This is a genomic window from Paraburkholderia diazotrophica (genome assembly GCF_038900755.1).
Classification (GTDB): Bacteria; Pseudomonadota; Gammaproteobacteria; order Burkholderiales; family Burkholderiaceae; genus Paraburkholderia; species Paraburkholderia diazotrophica_A.
In genome coordinates, this window is the sequence record NZ_JBBPEN010000018.1 from 36,818 (window position 1) to 52,370 (window position 15,553).

Annotated in this window: 14 protein-coding genes; 6 read left to right on the forward strand and 8 right to left on the reverse strand. The window is 60.9% G+C overall.

What is annotated here, in order from left to right; translation table 11 throughout:
* Positions 1-35: 35 nt before the first annotated feature.
* The 5 genes from AABE10_RS32915 to AABE10_RS32935 all read left to right on the forward strand — a co-directional run bounded on the left by AABE10_RS32915 (position 36) and on the right by AABE10_RS32935 (position 4,935).
* The gene (locus tag AABE10_RS32915) at positions 36-1,208 is read left to right on the forward strand and encodes an FAD-binding oxidoreductase (protein WP_342937281.1); all 1,173 of its coding nucleotides are present in this window, start codon (positions 36-38) and stop codon (positions 1,206-1,208) included.
* Positions 1,209-1,550: 342 nt separating this feature from the next.
* A complete protein-coding gene (locus tag AABE10_RS32920; protein WP_342937319.1) occupies positions 1,551-2,771 on the forward strand; it encodes a PLP-dependent aminotransferase family protein in 1,221 nt (406 codons plus the stop codon).
* Between the two features lie 19 nt (positions 2,772-2,790).
* Complete coding sequence (locus AABE10_RS32925; RefSeq protein ID WP_342937282.1) at positions 2,791-3,540, forward strand: electron transfer flavoprotein subunit beta/FixA family protein; 750 nt, start codon at positions 2,791-2,793, stop codon at positions 3,538-3,540.
* A gap of 9 nt (positions 3,541-3,549) precedes the next feature.
* A complete protein-coding gene (locus AABE10_RS32930; protein ID WP_342937283.1) occupies positions 3,550-4,491 on the forward strand; it encodes an electron transfer flavoprotein subunit alpha/FixB family protein in 942 nt (313 codons plus the stop codon).
* Between the two features lie 270 nt (positions 4,492-4,761).
* Positions 4,762-4,935: a hypothetical protein gene (locus tag AABE10_RS32935; protein WP_342937284.1), complete on the forward strand. Its 174-nt coding sequence runs from the start codon at positions 4,762-4,764 to the stop codon at positions 4,933-4,935.
* A 603-nt stretch (positions 4,936-5,538) separates the two neighbouring features.
* On the opposite strand, the gene AABE10_RS32940 is transcribed toward AABE10_RS32935, so the two are convergent.
* From AABE10_RS32940 to AABE10_RS32975, 8 genes are all read right to left on the reverse strand, one after another.
* Positions 5,539-6,714: a porin gene (locus AABE10_RS32940; protein ID WP_342937285.1), complete on the reverse strand. Its 1,176-nt coding sequence runs from the start codon at positions 6,712-6,714 to the stop codon at positions 5,539-5,541.
* A 221-nt stretch (positions 6,715-6,935) separates the two neighbouring features.
* On the reverse strand, positions 6,936-8,165 hold the full coding sequence (locus tag AABE10_RS32945) for a dienelactone hydrolase family protein (protein WP_342937286.1): 1,230 nt from the start codon (positions 8,163-8,165) through the stop codon (positions 6,936-6,938).
* A 13-nt stretch (positions 8,166-8,178) separates the two neighbouring features.
* Positions 8,179-8,892, reverse strand: coding sequence for an SDR family NAD(P)-dependent oxidoreductase (locus tag AABE10_RS32950; RefSeq protein WP_342937287.1), 714 nt, complete (start codon positions 8,890-8,892; stop codon positions 8,179-8,181).
* Between the two features lie 10 nt (positions 8,893-8,902).
* The gene (locus tag AABE10_RS32955; RefSeq protein WP_342937288.1) at positions 8,903-10,027 is read right to left on the reverse strand and encodes a cupin domain-containing protein; all 1,125 of its coding nucleotides are present in this window, start codon (positions 10,025-10,027) and stop codon (positions 8,903-8,905) included.
* On the reverse strand, positions 9,993-10,154 hold the full coding sequence (locus AABE10_RS32960; protein ID WP_342937289.1) for a hypothetical protein: 162 nt from the start codon (positions 10,152-10,154) through the stop codon (positions 9,993-9,995). Before AABE10_RS32960 ends, AABE10_RS32955 begins: the two co-directional genes overlap by 35 nt.
* Positions 10,151-11,284, reverse strand: a complete 1,134-nt coding sequence (locus AABE10_RS32965) for an aminotransferase class V-fold PLP-dependent enzyme (protein WP_342937290.1) — start codon at positions 11,282-11,284, stop codon at positions 10,151-10,153. The genes AABE10_RS32960 and AABE10_RS32965 overlap by 4 nt, the downstream gene beginning before the upstream one ends.
* A gap of 3 nt (positions 11,285-11,287) precedes the next feature.
* A complete protein-coding gene (locus AABE10_RS32970) occupies positions 11,288-12,580 on the reverse strand; it encodes an MFS transporter (protein ID WP_342937291.1) in 1,293 nt (430 codons plus the stop codon).
* Positions 12,581-12,641: 61 nt separating this feature from the next.
* A complete protein-coding gene (locus AABE10_RS32975; RefSeq protein ID WP_342937292.1) occupies positions 12,642-14,033 on the reverse strand; it encodes a M20 family metallopeptidase in 1,392 nt (463 codons plus the stop codon).
* On the opposite strand from AABE10_RS32975, the gene AABE10_RS32980 reads away from it, so the two are divergent.
* Positions 14,015-15,097 (forward strand): LysR family transcriptional regulator, encoded by a 1,083-nt coding sequence (locus AABE10_RS32980; RefSeq protein ID WP_342937293.1) that lies wholly within the window; start codon positions 14,015-14,017, stop codon positions 15,095-15,097. The two genes, AABE10_RS32975 and AABE10_RS32980, sit on opposite strands and share 19 nt — an antisense overlap.
* Positions 15,098-15,553 lie beyond the last annotated feature (456 nt).

Sequence of the window (15,553 nt, forward strand, 5' to 3'; positions counted from 1 at the left end):
AGAGCGCCTGAGATAATTGCAACGTGGAGCAAGTCGTGAGTTTTCAAGTCGTTATCGTTGGCGGCGGAGTAATCGGTAGTTCTATCGCTTACTTTTTGCGCGCTTCGGACCCGACGGTTTCCGTGACGGTCATCGAGCGTGACCCGAGCTACGCGAAATCGTCGTCGGCATTATCGGCCGCTTCTATTCGGCAGCAGTTTTCGACGCCGCTGTCGATCCAGATGTCGCTGTATGGCATCGAATTCCTGCGCAACATCGGTGACCTGCTCGAAGTCGGCGGGAACAAGCCCGCTATCGACCTTCACGAAGGCGGCTACCTGTTCCTGGCGACGCCCGCAGGTGAATCGACGCTGCGCGAGAACCATGCATTGCAGAAGAGCCTCGGTGCGGACATCGACCTGATGTCGCGAGACGCGCTGAAGGCACGGTTTCCGTGGCTGAATGTCGAAGACATCGTCGCTGGTGCATACGGCGTCAGCGGTGAAGGCTGGTTCGACGGCTATGGCCTCGTTCAGGCCTTGCGCAAGAAGGCGCAATCGCTTGGTGCACGTTACATCGCAGCGGATGTGACGGGACTCGTTCTTGGCGGCCGGAAAGTGACTCATGTGATTGCGAGCGACGGTGAACGGTACGCGTGCGATACGCTCGTCAACGCTGCAGGCGCATGGACGCGCACGGTATCGGAGATGATGGGCATCGACATCCCTGTCTATGCGCGCCGTCGAAGCATCTTCAATGTATCGTCGCCTGCCCGCCTAACCAATGCGCCGTTGCTGATTGACCCGACGGGCGTGTACTTCCGCCCGGAAGGCAATACGTATATCACTGGAACGTCGCCCGGCATTGACAACGACCCGGACGATCTGCCGCTGGACGAAGTCGACCACAACATTTTCGACGAAATCATCTGGCCGACCCTGGCTAACCGCGTACGGGAGTTCGAAGCACTGCGCGTCGAGAACTGCTGGTCAGGCTACTACGAGTACAACGTATTCGACCATAACGCCATCATCGGTTATCACCCAGATATCGATAACTGCGTGTTTGCCAATGGCTATAGCGGTCACGGTTTGCAGCAAGGCCCCGCAACAGGGCGCGGTGTGAGTGAGCTGATTCTCGAAGGCAAGTATACGACGCTCGATCTGTCGTCTCTCAGCTGGTGCCGTGTTCTGGAAAACCGTCCCATTGTCGAAAAGAACGTCGTGTAGTTGTGACGTAGCGCCGCTCCGTTCCGGGGTGGCAATCTCCCTGGTATCTTTTGCTTGGGCCCGACGCTGTCGGGTCTTTTTCTTTCTGCTCGCGAAACGGTTCAACTTCTATTTCAAAAGTGCGGATTCGGGGGAAGTACCGACGGTTTCCAGACGCGCATAAAGCTGGCTGTCAGCGTATGTAGTGCCACGGTTGATGAGAAAACGGCATGACCTGGTGCGTAGATATCGTTTGATGGACGAGTAATGGCTGACCACAATGAAGGCTCAAATTACCAACTGACGCCCACGAGCATCGACGGCATGGACGACGCGACCGCCCGGCTCTCGGCCATCACCAACATGTACGAATTCACCGCGCCTTTCCAGAGCCCCTCCGGTTCCCCGATTCGAGAATTGTTCAAGTACCTGAGCGAGCCGGGAATGATTTCATTCGCGGGCGGCTATCCGGCCAGCGACCTGTTCGATGTCGAGGGTCTGGAAGCGGCTCAGGCACGCGCATATCAGGCTTCCAATCAATGTCTGCAATACGGTCCGACGGACGGATTGCCCGAGCTGAAGAAGGAACTGCTCGCGTTGATGGTTCGTCGCGGCGTGACATGTGCGCCGGACCAGCTTCTCGTCACCACCGGCTCGCAGCAGGGCCTGGACCTGTTGCTTCGCATCATGGTTGCGCCGGGCGACGTCGTGATGACGGAGCAGCCGGCCTACCCAGCGACGCTCCAGGCGATGAAGCTCCAACAGGCCCGAATCGTCACCGTGCCCGTCGACGAACACGGCCTCGATGTCGACGCGCTTGCGGCGTTGCTTGCGTCAGGCACGGTCGCGCGTCCCAAGCTGATTTATACGGTCCCGACGTTTGCCAATCCGACGGGGGCAACGCTTACGCGTGAGCGTCGAATCGCATTGCTGAAGCTGGCCGTGAAGTACAGGCTTCTTATCGTCGAAGACGATCCTTATGGCGATCTGCGATTCGCGGAAGACGCTGTCCCTTCGATTCTGGCGCTCACGAGCGAAGTTGAAGACTCGCGCGAGTGGGTCGTGCACTTCGCAAGCCTTTCGAAAATCGTTGCGCCTGGCCTGCGTGTGGGCTGGACGATTGCTCACGCGGAAATTACGCGCCGCTGCGTGATCGCCAAACAGACCGTCGACCTTTGCAGCACGCCCTGGACGCAGGCAACGGCCGCTCAGTACCTCGCAGATGGCGCGCTCGAACGGCATCTGCCGCGTATAACCAGCATGTACAAGCGCAAGAGTGACGCGTTGTGCAACTCGCTGAATGAGCAATTGGGTCATGCCATTCAGTTTCACCAGCCGAAGGGCGGCATGTTCGTTTGGGCTCGCGTTGAGGGCATCGATGCATCCGGGCTGCTCAAACGCGCGATCGCGAACAAGGTCATCTTCGTACCAGGAAAGGCATTCTTCGCGGACAAGATCGACACGTCAGCATTGCGTCTGTCGTTCGCAGCGCCTGGCGTCGAAGACATCATGGAAGGCGCGAAGCGGCTCAAGCGCGCATATGACGAAGTACTAGCGGGCACCATCTCATCAGTTCAATCGTAGCAGGCAGAGGTACTCGGAAATGAAAGTATTGGTTGCTGTGAAGCGGGTCGTCGACTTCAACGTAAAGGTTCGCGTGAAAGCCGACCAGACGGGTGTCGAACTGGCAAACGTCAAGTTCTCGATGAACCCGTTCGACGAGATTGCCGTCGAAGAAGCCGTGCGGCTCAAGGAAGTGGGTCACGCGACAGAAGTCGTTGCGATATCGGCTGGTCCGACGCAGTGTCAGGAAACCTTGCGCACGGCACTGGCCATCGGCGCTGATCGTGGCATCCACGTGAAGGTCGGCACCGAGCTCCAGCAGCTTGGTGTCGCGCGAATCCTGCGCGCGATCTTTGAGCGGGAAAAGCCTGATCTCGTCATTCTCGGCAAGCAGGCTATCGACGACGATGCGAATCAGACAGGTCAGATGCTGGCTGCCCTCGCGGATCTTCCGCAAGCGACCTTTGCATCGCGGCTACAGGTGGAAGGCGGTGTGGCGCTCGTTGCCCGGGAGATCGATGGTGGTGCTGAGACCGTCAGTATCAAGCTGCCTGCCCTCGTGACGACTGATCTGCGCCTCAATGAGCCGCGCTACGTAACGCTGCCCAACATCATGAAGGCGAAGAAGAAGCCGATCGACGTCGTCGATGTAGCGGAACTTGGCGTCGACATCGCGCCGCGCGTGAAAACGTTGAAGGTCAGTGAGCCGCCCAAACGCGCGGCGGGTGTGATCGTGCCGGATGTCGATGCGCTGGCGCAGATGGTCAAGAGCAAAGTCACGCTGAATTGAGGTCCTGCCATGACGACATTGGTAATTGCAGAACACGACAACGTCGAACTGAACGCCTCGACGCTTCATACTCTGACGGCAGCACGTCGAATTGGCGAACCCATTCACGTACTCGTCGCGGGCTTCAGATCAGCTGAGGTCGCAGCGGCGGCGGCAAGGCTCGAAGATGTCGAGAAGATATGGCACGCCGACGCAGAACATCTGAAAGACGGGTTGGCCGAGGCCATCGAGCCCAACGTAGTCGCTCTCGGCAATCAGTATTCGCATCTTGTCTTTCCGGCGACTGCCCATGGCAAGAACATCGCTCCGCGCGTCGCTGCGAAACTGGCGGTCGGACAGATCTCGGACATTACTGCGGTAATAAGCGCAGACACGTTCGAGCGTCCTGTCTATGCGGGCAACGCAATCGCAACGGTGCAGTCGCTGGACCCGGTGAAGGTTCTGACGATCCGTCTGTCAGCGTTCGAAGCGAGCAGCGCAGAAACGGCGGCAACGGCGCCCGTCGAAGCCCTTGCGGCCGTGCCCGACAGAGGCCTTTCGACGCTCGTCAGCCGCGAGCTGACTAAACTCGAGCGCCCGGAACTGACGGCTGCAAAGGTCATCGTGTCGGGTGGCCGCGGACTGGGATCGAGCGACCAGTACAAGTCCGTGCTGGAACCTCTTGCCGACAGACTCCAGGCTGCGCTCGGGGCTTCGCGTGCAGCCGTCGACGCTGGCTACGTGCCCAACGACTATCAGGTTGGACAGACCGGAAAGATCGTCGCTCCCGACGTCTACATTGCTGTGGGCATCTCTGGCGCCATCCAGCACCTTGCTGGCATGAAGGATTCGAAAACCATCATCGCGATCAACAAGGACGCGGAAGCGCCGATTTTCTCGGTTGCGGACGTCGGCCTCGTCGGCGACCTCTTTGAGGCCGTACCTGATCTGGTGGAAAGACTCGACGCGTGACCCGTTGCCATGTGCATCGCAATCGACGATACAAGGGTACACGCCGTCGAATCTTGACCATCCCCTTCGATAAGGCGGACACAAAAGTCCGCTGCACTTTCAAAAGATCCGGGAGAAGACATGGACGAGACTCGACAGAGTCTACGTCGCGGCGAAGCCGCGGCAGGTATCCGAACAGCAGATTTCGCGTCGTATGCAATGCGATGAGCGAACCGCTGTTTTATGAGACCTCTGACCTGTCTGAACGCAGTGGGACGCTCGGGGATGGACATGGCCGCTTTCGCTGGCTGCGCTGCCAACAACCTGGCACCGAAGTACGTCTTCGAGTCATGGCTGTCGACGACAAGGACGATTGCCTTGCTGGTCTACCTCGTCATCGCGCTTAGCCAGTTGCGCCTGCGGAGCCAGTTGCTTTCCTCGCCGAAACTCAGGGTTCGTATGTAGCTGGGCCTGTTCCTTGGACTGTTCGTCGTGTTCCTGATTGTGGGCGCGCTTGTGGTCTTGGTGAGTGGAGACGCGCATCGCCAGGAAGTCGTTGCGACATTGGGCTTTAGCGCTGTGCGCGAATGCATTTGCTATTTCCAGTAAAGGCGCGCGCGCAGAAGCCCCGCGTTTAACGAGGGCAGGGCAGTACGGTAACGCGTTGCCCGGCCTTGGCGGCTACCTTCCTCGGCCCGCGAGGCGTTCCGATATAGCACCGTACCTCCGGGCTGAACAACGCACTGCTCATACCCACACTATGGCGGAGTCTGACTTCTTCCGCCCGTTCCTCCTGGACTACGGCTCCTTATCTTCCCGATGCGGCCCAGTTCACAGTGCAACTGGCCAGATCAGAAACCTGGTTGTTCTCGCGCAAAGAGCGTGCGTGCCAGGGTTTTTGACCACGCCGTGTCGTCAGGACGCTCGCGCTTGCGCGCCTCTCCATGTGGACTTCCGCGTTCTGAACCGCCTCGGTCCCCGGATTTACACAACTATCGTGGCTCAACGGCTTGCCCAGGACGCTCCTCTACCGACGCTCCGCAGATCGCGTCGCGGCGGTCTGCGGACTCAGAACTTGTGTCGAATCCCTACCTGAACGAAAGTCTGCCGGTTGGTCGATGATGCCGTCAGCGCATTGAGTGTCGCTCGCGCCGCGTGGCCTGTGGAGTCTGTGCCGCTTGCGAATTGCGTGCTGCTGATTACATACACGTCCGTGCGCTTCGAGAGGTAATAGTCGAGCGACAGCGAAATCGTGTTGTATTCCGAGCTGCCGATCGTTCCCGCTCCCGAGCCGTGCGTGTAGCTATAGACGAATTCGCTCGCCAAAGCCGGTGTCCAGAAATAGGTGAGGTTGAATTCGCCAGTATTGAACTTCGCGGTGCCCGTCAGTTTGAGGGGATTGGAGCCGGACGATGTATCGCCGAGATCCTTGAATTGCACGTTGCTGTAGACGAGACCCAACGTAGCCGGGCCGAGGATATAGTTGCCGGCGACGGCGACGGCCTGATACGTGTGCGCTGAAGCGTATCCGCTGTAGACCGGGCTCGCCGTCATATTGTTGACGTTCGTACCCGTGACGTTCGTGGGCGTTGCGGTAAAGAACGACTGATTCGGGTTTCTCACGTCCATGAAGGCCGCGCCCGCCGAGAGGTTGCCATATTCGTAGCCCGCACCGACCGACCAGATCTGATTGCGCGCGAAATCGCCTGCCTGTCCGCCAAAGCCGTACACGCCGCCCACGGTGAAGCCGCCAAAGCTCGGGCTCGTGTACTTCACAGAGTTGTTTACGCGCTTGCTATTGTTGAGGTTGTCGAGATCGCCCGGATGCGCCGTGGTGCCGCCGCCATAGTTCGCGGAATTCATGCGGGATTCGACAAAAGTCACGAGTGAATCGTACTGACGTCCCAGTGTCAATGTGCCATATGTCTTGCTCGACAGCCCCATGTACGCCTGCCGCCCGAACAACAAGCCGCCCTGCAAGGCTGAGCCTTTGCCGAGATCGAAGCCGTTCTCGAGCTGAAAGATCGCCGACAGGCCGCCGCCCAGGTCCTCGACACCCTTGAAGCCCCAGCGTGAGCCCTGCATGATGCCACTCGCGCCGCCGAACACGCGTCCGCCTCCGGCGTTGCTCTGGTAGTTCACGCCGTAGTCGATGAGTCCGTACAGCGTGACGGAACTGGTATTCGCTTGCGCAACGCCGCAGGCAGCGAAAATGGCGACAGCCGATATTGTCTTGATCTTCATTGGCATGACGAAGTAATGGATTTGTTGAGAACCTATCGGTGATGGAGTGTATGCAGCGTCGACTCCTCATGCCACATTACCCACACGAAAAAATTCTTGTATTCGCAAACTATCAAGCTGGGTTTGCGAGAATCGCAAGGCTTCTTTCCTGTCTGCGAATAGAAAAAGCGCGATGCCGAATCCGGGCATCGCGCTTCCTCAAAACGACTCCAAACGTCAGTTCAGATCGGCTTGCCCTCGCTCGACGCCCAGTTCCGCATCAGCCTATTGGTGGGCAGCGTTTCGTCGATCATCTTCCTGGCCGTCTGAATGCCCGCGACGGGCAATCCGCTCGGATCGAGCACGCCGATCTGCACGAGCACGGAAGCCTGATCCCAGTAGATGTGCTCGTTATAGAGCTTGTCGCCGCGAAAGCACACGACGGCAAGCATCGGTACCTCGAAGTACTTACCCGTCGGCGCGACGCCAGGCAGCAGCCAGTCAATCTCCCGATCGTGCGTTGCGCAGAATACGAATTCGTCGACGATGCGGTCCGCGCCGATGGTGCGCGATATCGGAATGAGCTTTGTGTCCTCGGGATTCGAATTGACAAAGTGATAGCGATAGAAGCGCTTCAACTCGTCATGTCCGACGCCGCCCGTCATCGTCGGGACGTGATTGACGTACGGCTCGCCGACCATCGTCGGCATGACGGCGTCGACGTCGCGCGTCGCGAATTCGTAGTAGCAGTGGCGCTCCCACAAGTTGTTCAGATCATGAATCGGACCGAGCACGCTTCGCAAGAGCGCGATGGTGCGCGAATAGGCCATCGTCGCGGCGGGCTTGTCATAGTGAGCGCGCTCCGGCGTGGCGAAGGCGTGATCGCAGCCGGGGTACACATGCGCTTTCGTTTGCGGGTTGTCAGCGAAAGCGGCGAGCAGTCGTTCGCGTGTATCTTGCGGACAGAAGGCATCTTCACCCGCGAAGTGAAAGAGCATCGGGCAGCGGATCGACGGCACTTCGTCGATGTACGCGTCGAGCCCCACGCCGTAGTAGCTCACCGCGCAATCGAGATCCAGTCGAGCGGCCGCCAGCATCGCGAGCTTTCCGCCGAGGCAATAGCCGATCGTACCGACCTTGCCCGCCTGCATCGGCAGTGCGTGCAAAGTTTTGAGCGTCGAGCCGATGTCTTGCACCGCGAGATCGATATCGAGCCTCTCGTTATAACCGAGCGCCTGATGAAAATCCATCTCGCCGTAGCCGAGTTCGACGCCTGGTTTCATGCGCCAGAACAGGTCCGGTACGAGCACCACATAGCCTTCTTCGGCGAAGCGGTCCGCCATCGCGCGCATGTACCCGTTGATGCCGAAAATCTCCTGCAATAGCACAAGGCCTGGCCCCGAGCCGTGCGCGGGCGCTGCCTGGTACGCGCGAAAGTGCTTGCCGTCGTGACTGTCGATGTAAGAGCCCATGTCGTTATCCGTCTCAGGGTGTTGAGAGAAGTTGCGCGTGCGTGGCGGCACGATCCAGCGCGAGACCTTGCGCGAGTCCGTGCGCCATCGCGCCGATATAGGCCTCGCCTGCCATGCCTGCCAAGGCATCGAGCGCCGCATCGGCGGTATCGGCGGGATCGAGCTTCGGGCCTTCGAAATCGCGGCTCATGTCAGTGTCGATCGCACCGGGCAGCGCCGCCAACACACCCACGCCGTGCGGCCCGAGCTCCGCACGCAGCGATTCGGTGAGTCGCAACGCCGCCGCCTTCGATGCGCATAGCGAGCCCATCGCGGGAAGGCTCACGCGTGCGAGGATCGACAGCACGTTGATCATTGCACCGCGCCTGTCGATGAGCATCGGCGCGAACGCGCGTGCCATGCGCAGCGTGCCGAAGAAGTTGACGTCCATTTCGGCGCGTGCATCATCGATGTTCAGCGGCGCGAGAAACGACGAGTGACGGTTCACGCCCGCATTGTTGATGAGCAACGTGGTATCCGCGGCGAGGCGCGCGGCATGAGTCACGCACTCGTCGTCGGTGATGTCGAGCGTGACGGGAACCACGCGGGCGTCGTCGATATCGACATGACGGGCGCGCGATGCGGCATAGACCTTGCCCGCGCCGCGTGCGAGCAAGCGCGCGACAAACTGCGCGCCGAGCCCGCGATTCGCGCCCGAAACGAAGGCGACAGTGTTGTGATCGATCATGAGCGGCGGGTCATGAGAGTGAGAAATCGGCCGGCAAGGTCACTTCGAGCAGTTCCAGATCCGCGCTGCAATGCTTGAACGCGTAAGGAAGCATGCCCGGGATCGCGATGCTGTCGTCCGCACAGAGACGCCATTGCTCATCGCCGTGCACGACGTCGAGACTGCCCGCGAGCACGAAGAAGAAGCAGAACTCTGTATCGTGCATGCGCAAGGCTTCCTGTCCCTCGCCCTGCGGGCGAACCACGCGCACGCCCGCGAGTCCCTTCGTCGCCGCGCCGATGCCTGTGTCCGTCACGACGAAACCCGGTGATTTCCACGCTTCCCACACCGCATGCTTTGCGACATGCCGTACGAAGCGCTGACCATTGAATTCATGGTCTGGATCATAGACAGGCGAGGGCAGCGCCATGTCGTGATCGGCCATCGTGATGTGTTCGGCGGGGCTGCCGAGTTCGATCACCTCCGCACCCGCCGAACATTCCAGCACGCGATGACGGATCTCGGGCGGTTGAAGCACGCAATCGCCCGCTTCGAGCATGAATGGATCGCCTTGCCCTTCGTAGACGAGACGCACCCAGCCCTTGCGGCAGAAGATGGTCTGAAAGCGGATCTTGTGGAAGTGCACGTAATCGGGCACGGGTCCGGCATCGAGAATGCGGATGTGCGAGGCGATGAACGCGCCGCCATGTCGTTCGGGCAGGAGATCGCGATAGCGCATGCCCGCGCGTCCGACGCTCCAGTGTGCATCGTGGTTTGCCCGGGCGAGCACGAGTTGCTGGCGCGTCGGCGGCAGCACCATCGGTGGATTGGCATGAACGAGACGAATGGTGACGCCATTCGGCGCGATCAGATCCTGCGTTTCGCCGGGCACTTGCGAAGGGTCGTCGCAGAGGACGTCCAGCGTCTTGATGCCGTCGCGTATATCGAGGCCGAGTCGCAGTTTGAAACCGTCGCGAGAAAGGATCGCGGTGCGCGGGCCGTCTGCGGGGAAGATCGCGTCGAGCCGGAAGCCCAGGCGCGTGATGAAGAACTGCATCGTAGCGGCAAGATCGGTGCAGGGCATGGATACGAGAATGCCTCGCACGCCGTCGATCGCTGCGTCAGTCGGTGCGGAAGTACTGGAAGAAGTGTTCATGGGAAGTCATATCGATGATGAAAGGGAAGCGGTGACGCGTCGTCTTCGCGCATACCGGCGGCCCTGTCAGCACGCAGGCGATTCCCATGCGCCGCGGCGCGCGCGAGAAGTTATCGCCCGCGATCATCGCGGCAGACATCGCGCGAGCCTGTCGAGTCCCGCGCGGGTCGTGCAGATGCCCGGCGACAAGCGCAGCGTGCGACTGCGCGAATCGACGAAGAGGCCCGCGTCCTTCAGTTGCACGACGATCTTCGCGGCATCGAGATGAGCGGGGACTTCGGCCATGATGCTCGCGCCGCGTTCGTCATCGGCGCGCGGGGAGAGCAGGCGATAACCTTTGTCGTCGACGAGTGCGATCAGTTCGTGGCACAGCGCGAGATTGTGCGCCCGCGCGCTGCCTGCAGGCTGCGCGCGCATCCATGACATTCCCGGCTGCGACGCGACGAAAGGCAGCACCGAAGGCGTGCCTGTATCGAAGCGGCGCGCGTCGGATGCATAGGTGAAGGCGTCGATGTTCCAGTTGAACGGATCTTCCTGGCTGAACCAGCCGCGCACGGCAGGCGTCGCGCCCGCTTCGAGCGCATGCGGCGCGATATAGCCCAGGCCCGTCCCCGGCGCGCCGCACAGCCATTTGAGCGTCGACCCGCAGACGAAGTCGAAGGGCGTGTCGTTCAGATCGAACGGCAGGATGCCGATGCCCTGCGTGACATCGAGCGCCGCGAGGCTGCCGCGTCGGCGTGCCTGCTCGCAAATCGCGGCCAGGTTCACGCGCTTCGATGTCAGCGACGATATCCATGTCACGAGCGCCAGCGCGACATCGCCGGTCCACGCCTCGATGAAGTCTTCGTCGCGCACATAGCTTTCCCCCTGGCGTACGGGCACGGTACGCAGCGTGAAGCCGCGTCGCCGTGCAAGTCCCGTCAGCAGGAAATGGAGGCTCGGGAAGCAATCCGCCGCGACGAGCACGGTGCGATTGCGCAGCACGTCGTCAGCGAGGCCGTCGAGATAGCGGGCAAAGGCATCGGTCACGTTTTGCGCGGCAAACACGTTCGCGTCTTGCGCACCGATCAGCGCGGCCCAGTCGGAAAGCAGCTGCGCGCGTGCGGCAAGCGCGGCGTCCCAGCGCGTGTCGTCTGGCGCGCACCACGTTGCGGCAAAATTCGCGAGCGCTTCGGTCATCGCTTCGCGATGGCCCGGATACACGCCGACCGAGTGATACATCAGCCAGCCGCTGAAATCGTTGGTGAGATGGTTCATGGCTCAGATGTGCTTGACGAGCTTGTAGTGATAGAGCGCGACGCATGCGAGGCTCAACACCGCGCACGCCATCAGGTAGAACGCGGGTGACAGCGGATTGTGCGTCGCGCCGATCATCGCGGTCACGAGCCAAGGCGTGAATCCGCCGAACACCATGACGCCGATGTTGTAGCTGAATCCCAGACCCGTGCTGCGCACGCTGGTCGGGAAGAGCGACGAGAGCACGGCAGCGAGCGGACCGAAGTAGATGGCCTTCAACGCGCCGGCCAGCACCATGATCGCCATCAACACGGAGAACGACGGGCTCGACAGCAGCCACGCAAAGCACGGATAGATCGTAACGAGCGTAACCACGGCCGAGATCACCATCATGCGGCTGCGTCCGTAGCGATCCGCGAGATGGCCCATGAGCGGCGTGAAGATCATCAGGATTGCGCCCGTCACAACCGTCGCGGCGAAGCCCGTCGATGCCGGCAAGTGCAATTGCTTCACTGCATAGGTCGGCATGTAGAGGATCATCAGATAGCTCGCGGCCGTCGACACGGCCATGATGCCCGCGGCCAGCAGGATGCGGCCCTTACTGTGCGCGAGCAGTTCGCGCACGGGGGCGTTGCGCTTTGCGCGGGTAGCGGCATCCGGCAGTGTGTCGTCGATATGCTTGCGGATATAAAGACCCACGGGCGCGACCAGCAAGCCGAAGATGAAAGGCGCGCGCCATCCCCACGATTCGATCTGCTCGGGCGACAGTTGTGTGCTGAGCGCGAGCCCCGTGCACGACGCGAGAACGGTGCTCATGCCCTGGCTTGAGAACTGCCAGCTCGCGAGGAACGCCTTGCGCTTGCTCTTCTGCTCGATCATCAGTGCGGTGCCGCTGCCGAACTCGCCGCCCGTCGAGAAGGAGATGAGAATGCGTGCTGTCATCAGGCCGACAGGCGCGGCAAGGTCGATTTGTGCATACGTCGGAATGACCGCGCAGATGAGCGTGCCGATTGTCGTCAATGCAAGCGACACGAGCAGCGCCGCCTTGCGTCCGCGACGGTCCGCATAACGTCCGAGCAACAACGCACCGAGCGGCCGGAACACATAGGAGAGACCGAAGGTGCCGAACGTCATCAGCAGGGAGACGGTCTCGTCGTGCGCGGGAAAAAACAGCTTCGACAGTGTGACGGCGAAGAAGCCGTATGCCGCGAAGTCGAACCATTCGAGTGCGTTGCCGATACTCGTCGCGACAATCAGACGCCGCATTGGCCTGGCGTCGGGGCGGGGTACGCCTTCATCGATGACGGTCGAATCCATGGTGTGTGTTCCGTGCAAGAGGTCGGAAGGAGAGCTAAAACGGCTCCACTGCGGTACGGCGTCAACTGCTGTACGGCGCACCGGGCTCGCCCAGATCCCAGAAGACGCCCGTCATCAACTCCAGTGCTTCACGCATGACGGGAGCGAGCACGTGCTCGTCGGGCGCGTGCTGACGACAGCCGGGATACGAGTGTGGAATCCAGATGGTCGGCAGGCCGAGCGTGTCCGCAAAGCATTCGTTCGGGATCGTGCCGCCGAGATTGGGCAGCAGCGTCACGGGCTTGCCCGTTGTCGATTCGATCGAGCGCTCCGTGAAGGCGACCCAGCGGTTGTTCGGATCGAGCCTCGTTGCGGCGCCCGACGCTTCGATCGTCACTTCGATACCGTCGAAGCCTTCGCGGGTGAGATGCGCTTCGATCAGTTCTTTCGCGCGATGCCAGTCGGTGCCGACGACGAAGCGCAACTGGCAGACCGCTTCCGCCGCGCGTGGAATCGCGCTGACGGGATTGGCGATGTTGCCCGACTGCATCGCGAGCACTTCAAGCGTGTTCCAGGCGAATACACGTTCGGCGGGTGTCAGCCCCGGTTCGCCCCAGTTCGGTGACAAGGGAGGATCGCCTTCGTCCGTGCCGATTTCCAGATGCGCGACGCGTTCGCGCACTTGCGGCGGAATCGCCGGCGGCAGGAGCCCGTTGATACGGATGCGCCCGTGACCGTCGACAAGGCTCGCAAGCGCATTCGCGAGCACCGTCGCCGGATTGGCGAGCACGCCGCCCCAGTTGCCCGAATGGCGCGCGCCGAACGCATTGACCAGCGCGAGGCGGAAATGCAGCGCACCGCGTGAGCCGAGGAACATCGTGGGCGAGAGCGCGCGTTGTCGCGGGCCGTCGGAGGCGATCAGCAAGTCGGCGCGCAGGCGTTCGTGCAGCGTCGAGCACATGACGTCGAGCCCCGGCGAGCCGACTTCCTCGCCCATCTCGAAGATGATCTTCGTATTGAAGCCGAGCTCGTCGCCGCGTTCCGCGAAGACTGTCGCGAGCGCGGCGAGATTGATCGAGTGCTGGGCCTTGTTATCCGCGATGCCGCGGCCGTACCAACGCTCGCCTTCGACTTTCACTCGCCACGGCGAGCGCGCGTTCGTCCAGTTGGACGCGTCGCCGCCGATCACATCGCCGTGGCCGTATAGCAGCACCGTCGGCAGACTCGGCGACTCGATGCGCTCGCCGACCAGAAAGGGCGGCATGCCCGGGATAGGGTTTTCCACTATTTCGCATGCAAAGCCGAGCGACACGAGCTGGGACTCGATCTCCTCCGATAGATAGCGGCGCAGAAGCGGCGCGGCGTCGGGCTCCTGGCTTTCTGTGGCGAGCGCGACGCGGCGGCTCAGTGTGTCGAAGAAGGCGCCGCTGTCGAAATGCGAGCGGGCTCGGGCGATTGCGCTTTGTCGGGACATATCTGCGTGGTGTTCGATCGGGTGCGTCCAGATTAGCCGCATCAACGTGTGTTGGTATTCGCAATCAAACAAGGTACATTTGCGTGGAAATCAAACCTCGCTCGTCGCCTGAGTGGAAGATGCGCAAACTGCTCGAGCCCTCTCTCTATTATTTTTCGGTCGTCGCGCAGGCGGGCTCGCTGTCGTCCGCAACGGAAAAGCTCGGTCTTACCGTGTCGGCGTTGAGCCGCCATATCGCAAAGCTGGAAGGCGATATCGGTGTGCCGCTCTTCGAGCGTCACGCGCGCGGGATGGTGTTGTCCCATGCGGGTCGGTTGCTGTTGCGACACGCGCAACGCACGTTATCCGACGCGCAGGCGGTCTTTGATGAAATCCAGGGCGAGGAGCGCAGGCGCGCACGAACGATTACGATCGCGTGCACCGAAGGGTTTGCATTCGACTTTCTGCCCGTATCGCTCAGTACCTTTTGCAGCGAGCATCCCGATATCGCCATTGAACTGGAGGTGGTGTCGTCCGAAAGGGCGAGCCAACTATTGCTGTCGGGGCAAGCGTCTATCGCGCTCGCATTCAGCTTCAAGCCCGAGCCGGGTGTCGTCGTGCAGTTCACGCAGAAAGCGCCAGTCATGGCGTTGATGCATGTCGATCATCCGCTCGCAAGTAAGCAACAAGTTTCGCTCAGGGATCTCACTGGGTATCCCGTCGTGCTACAGGACAAGGGCACGACCAACCGGCAGTTGTTTGATATTGCGTGCAATGTCGAAGGCATCGAGATCGTGCCAATGATGACCAGCCGCTATGTCGCCGCGCTCTATCGTTTCGCTCAGGCTGTACGCGAGGCGATCATGCCCTCGGGGTACGTGTCGGTCGCGAAGCGGCTGGGCGTCGACGGCCTCACTGCGATTCCGTTTGATAATCCGCTGTTGACGCAGCGTCGGCTTCAGGTGATGACACTAGCCGGGCGACAGCTGGACGAACTGGCGCAGAGCTGCCTGAACTGGATCGTTGCGGATCTGGAGGAAACGTCCCGCGGTTCGTTGGTTGACGTTCACTCACTGCGGAGCTGAGAGCCGCTACGTTCGCTAAATTTTACATAAATCAAACTAGCGAAGTCAGGGATAGAATGATAAGGAATACGTATCAACGTATCGATTGACTTGGAAAGCCGATTTTGGTGGCAACCTGATCATAATCGGCATGGCGGTAGGCTCGCGGTCCTGATGCACGAGGCGGCAAGGCGCGGCACCGTCCATGACAGGCATCGGGCCGTTCGTTCTACGTCAACGGGATGCAGGCCTTCGCAGCAAGCGACTTGTTCGGCGACGCGCGTCACCTGTCCAGGCACATGCACATGAAGCATGTCGTTGCGCGATGCGCGAACCAAACCAGTTCTTCTGCCATTATCTGCAACTAACGGTCAGAAACGTTATTAGTCGTAGCCGGCTTCGCCAGCAATCCGTCAGCAGCGAGGGAGGCGAACCACGAGGCGCGTGCGACGTGACCACGATGCCCGCCGGCACGGC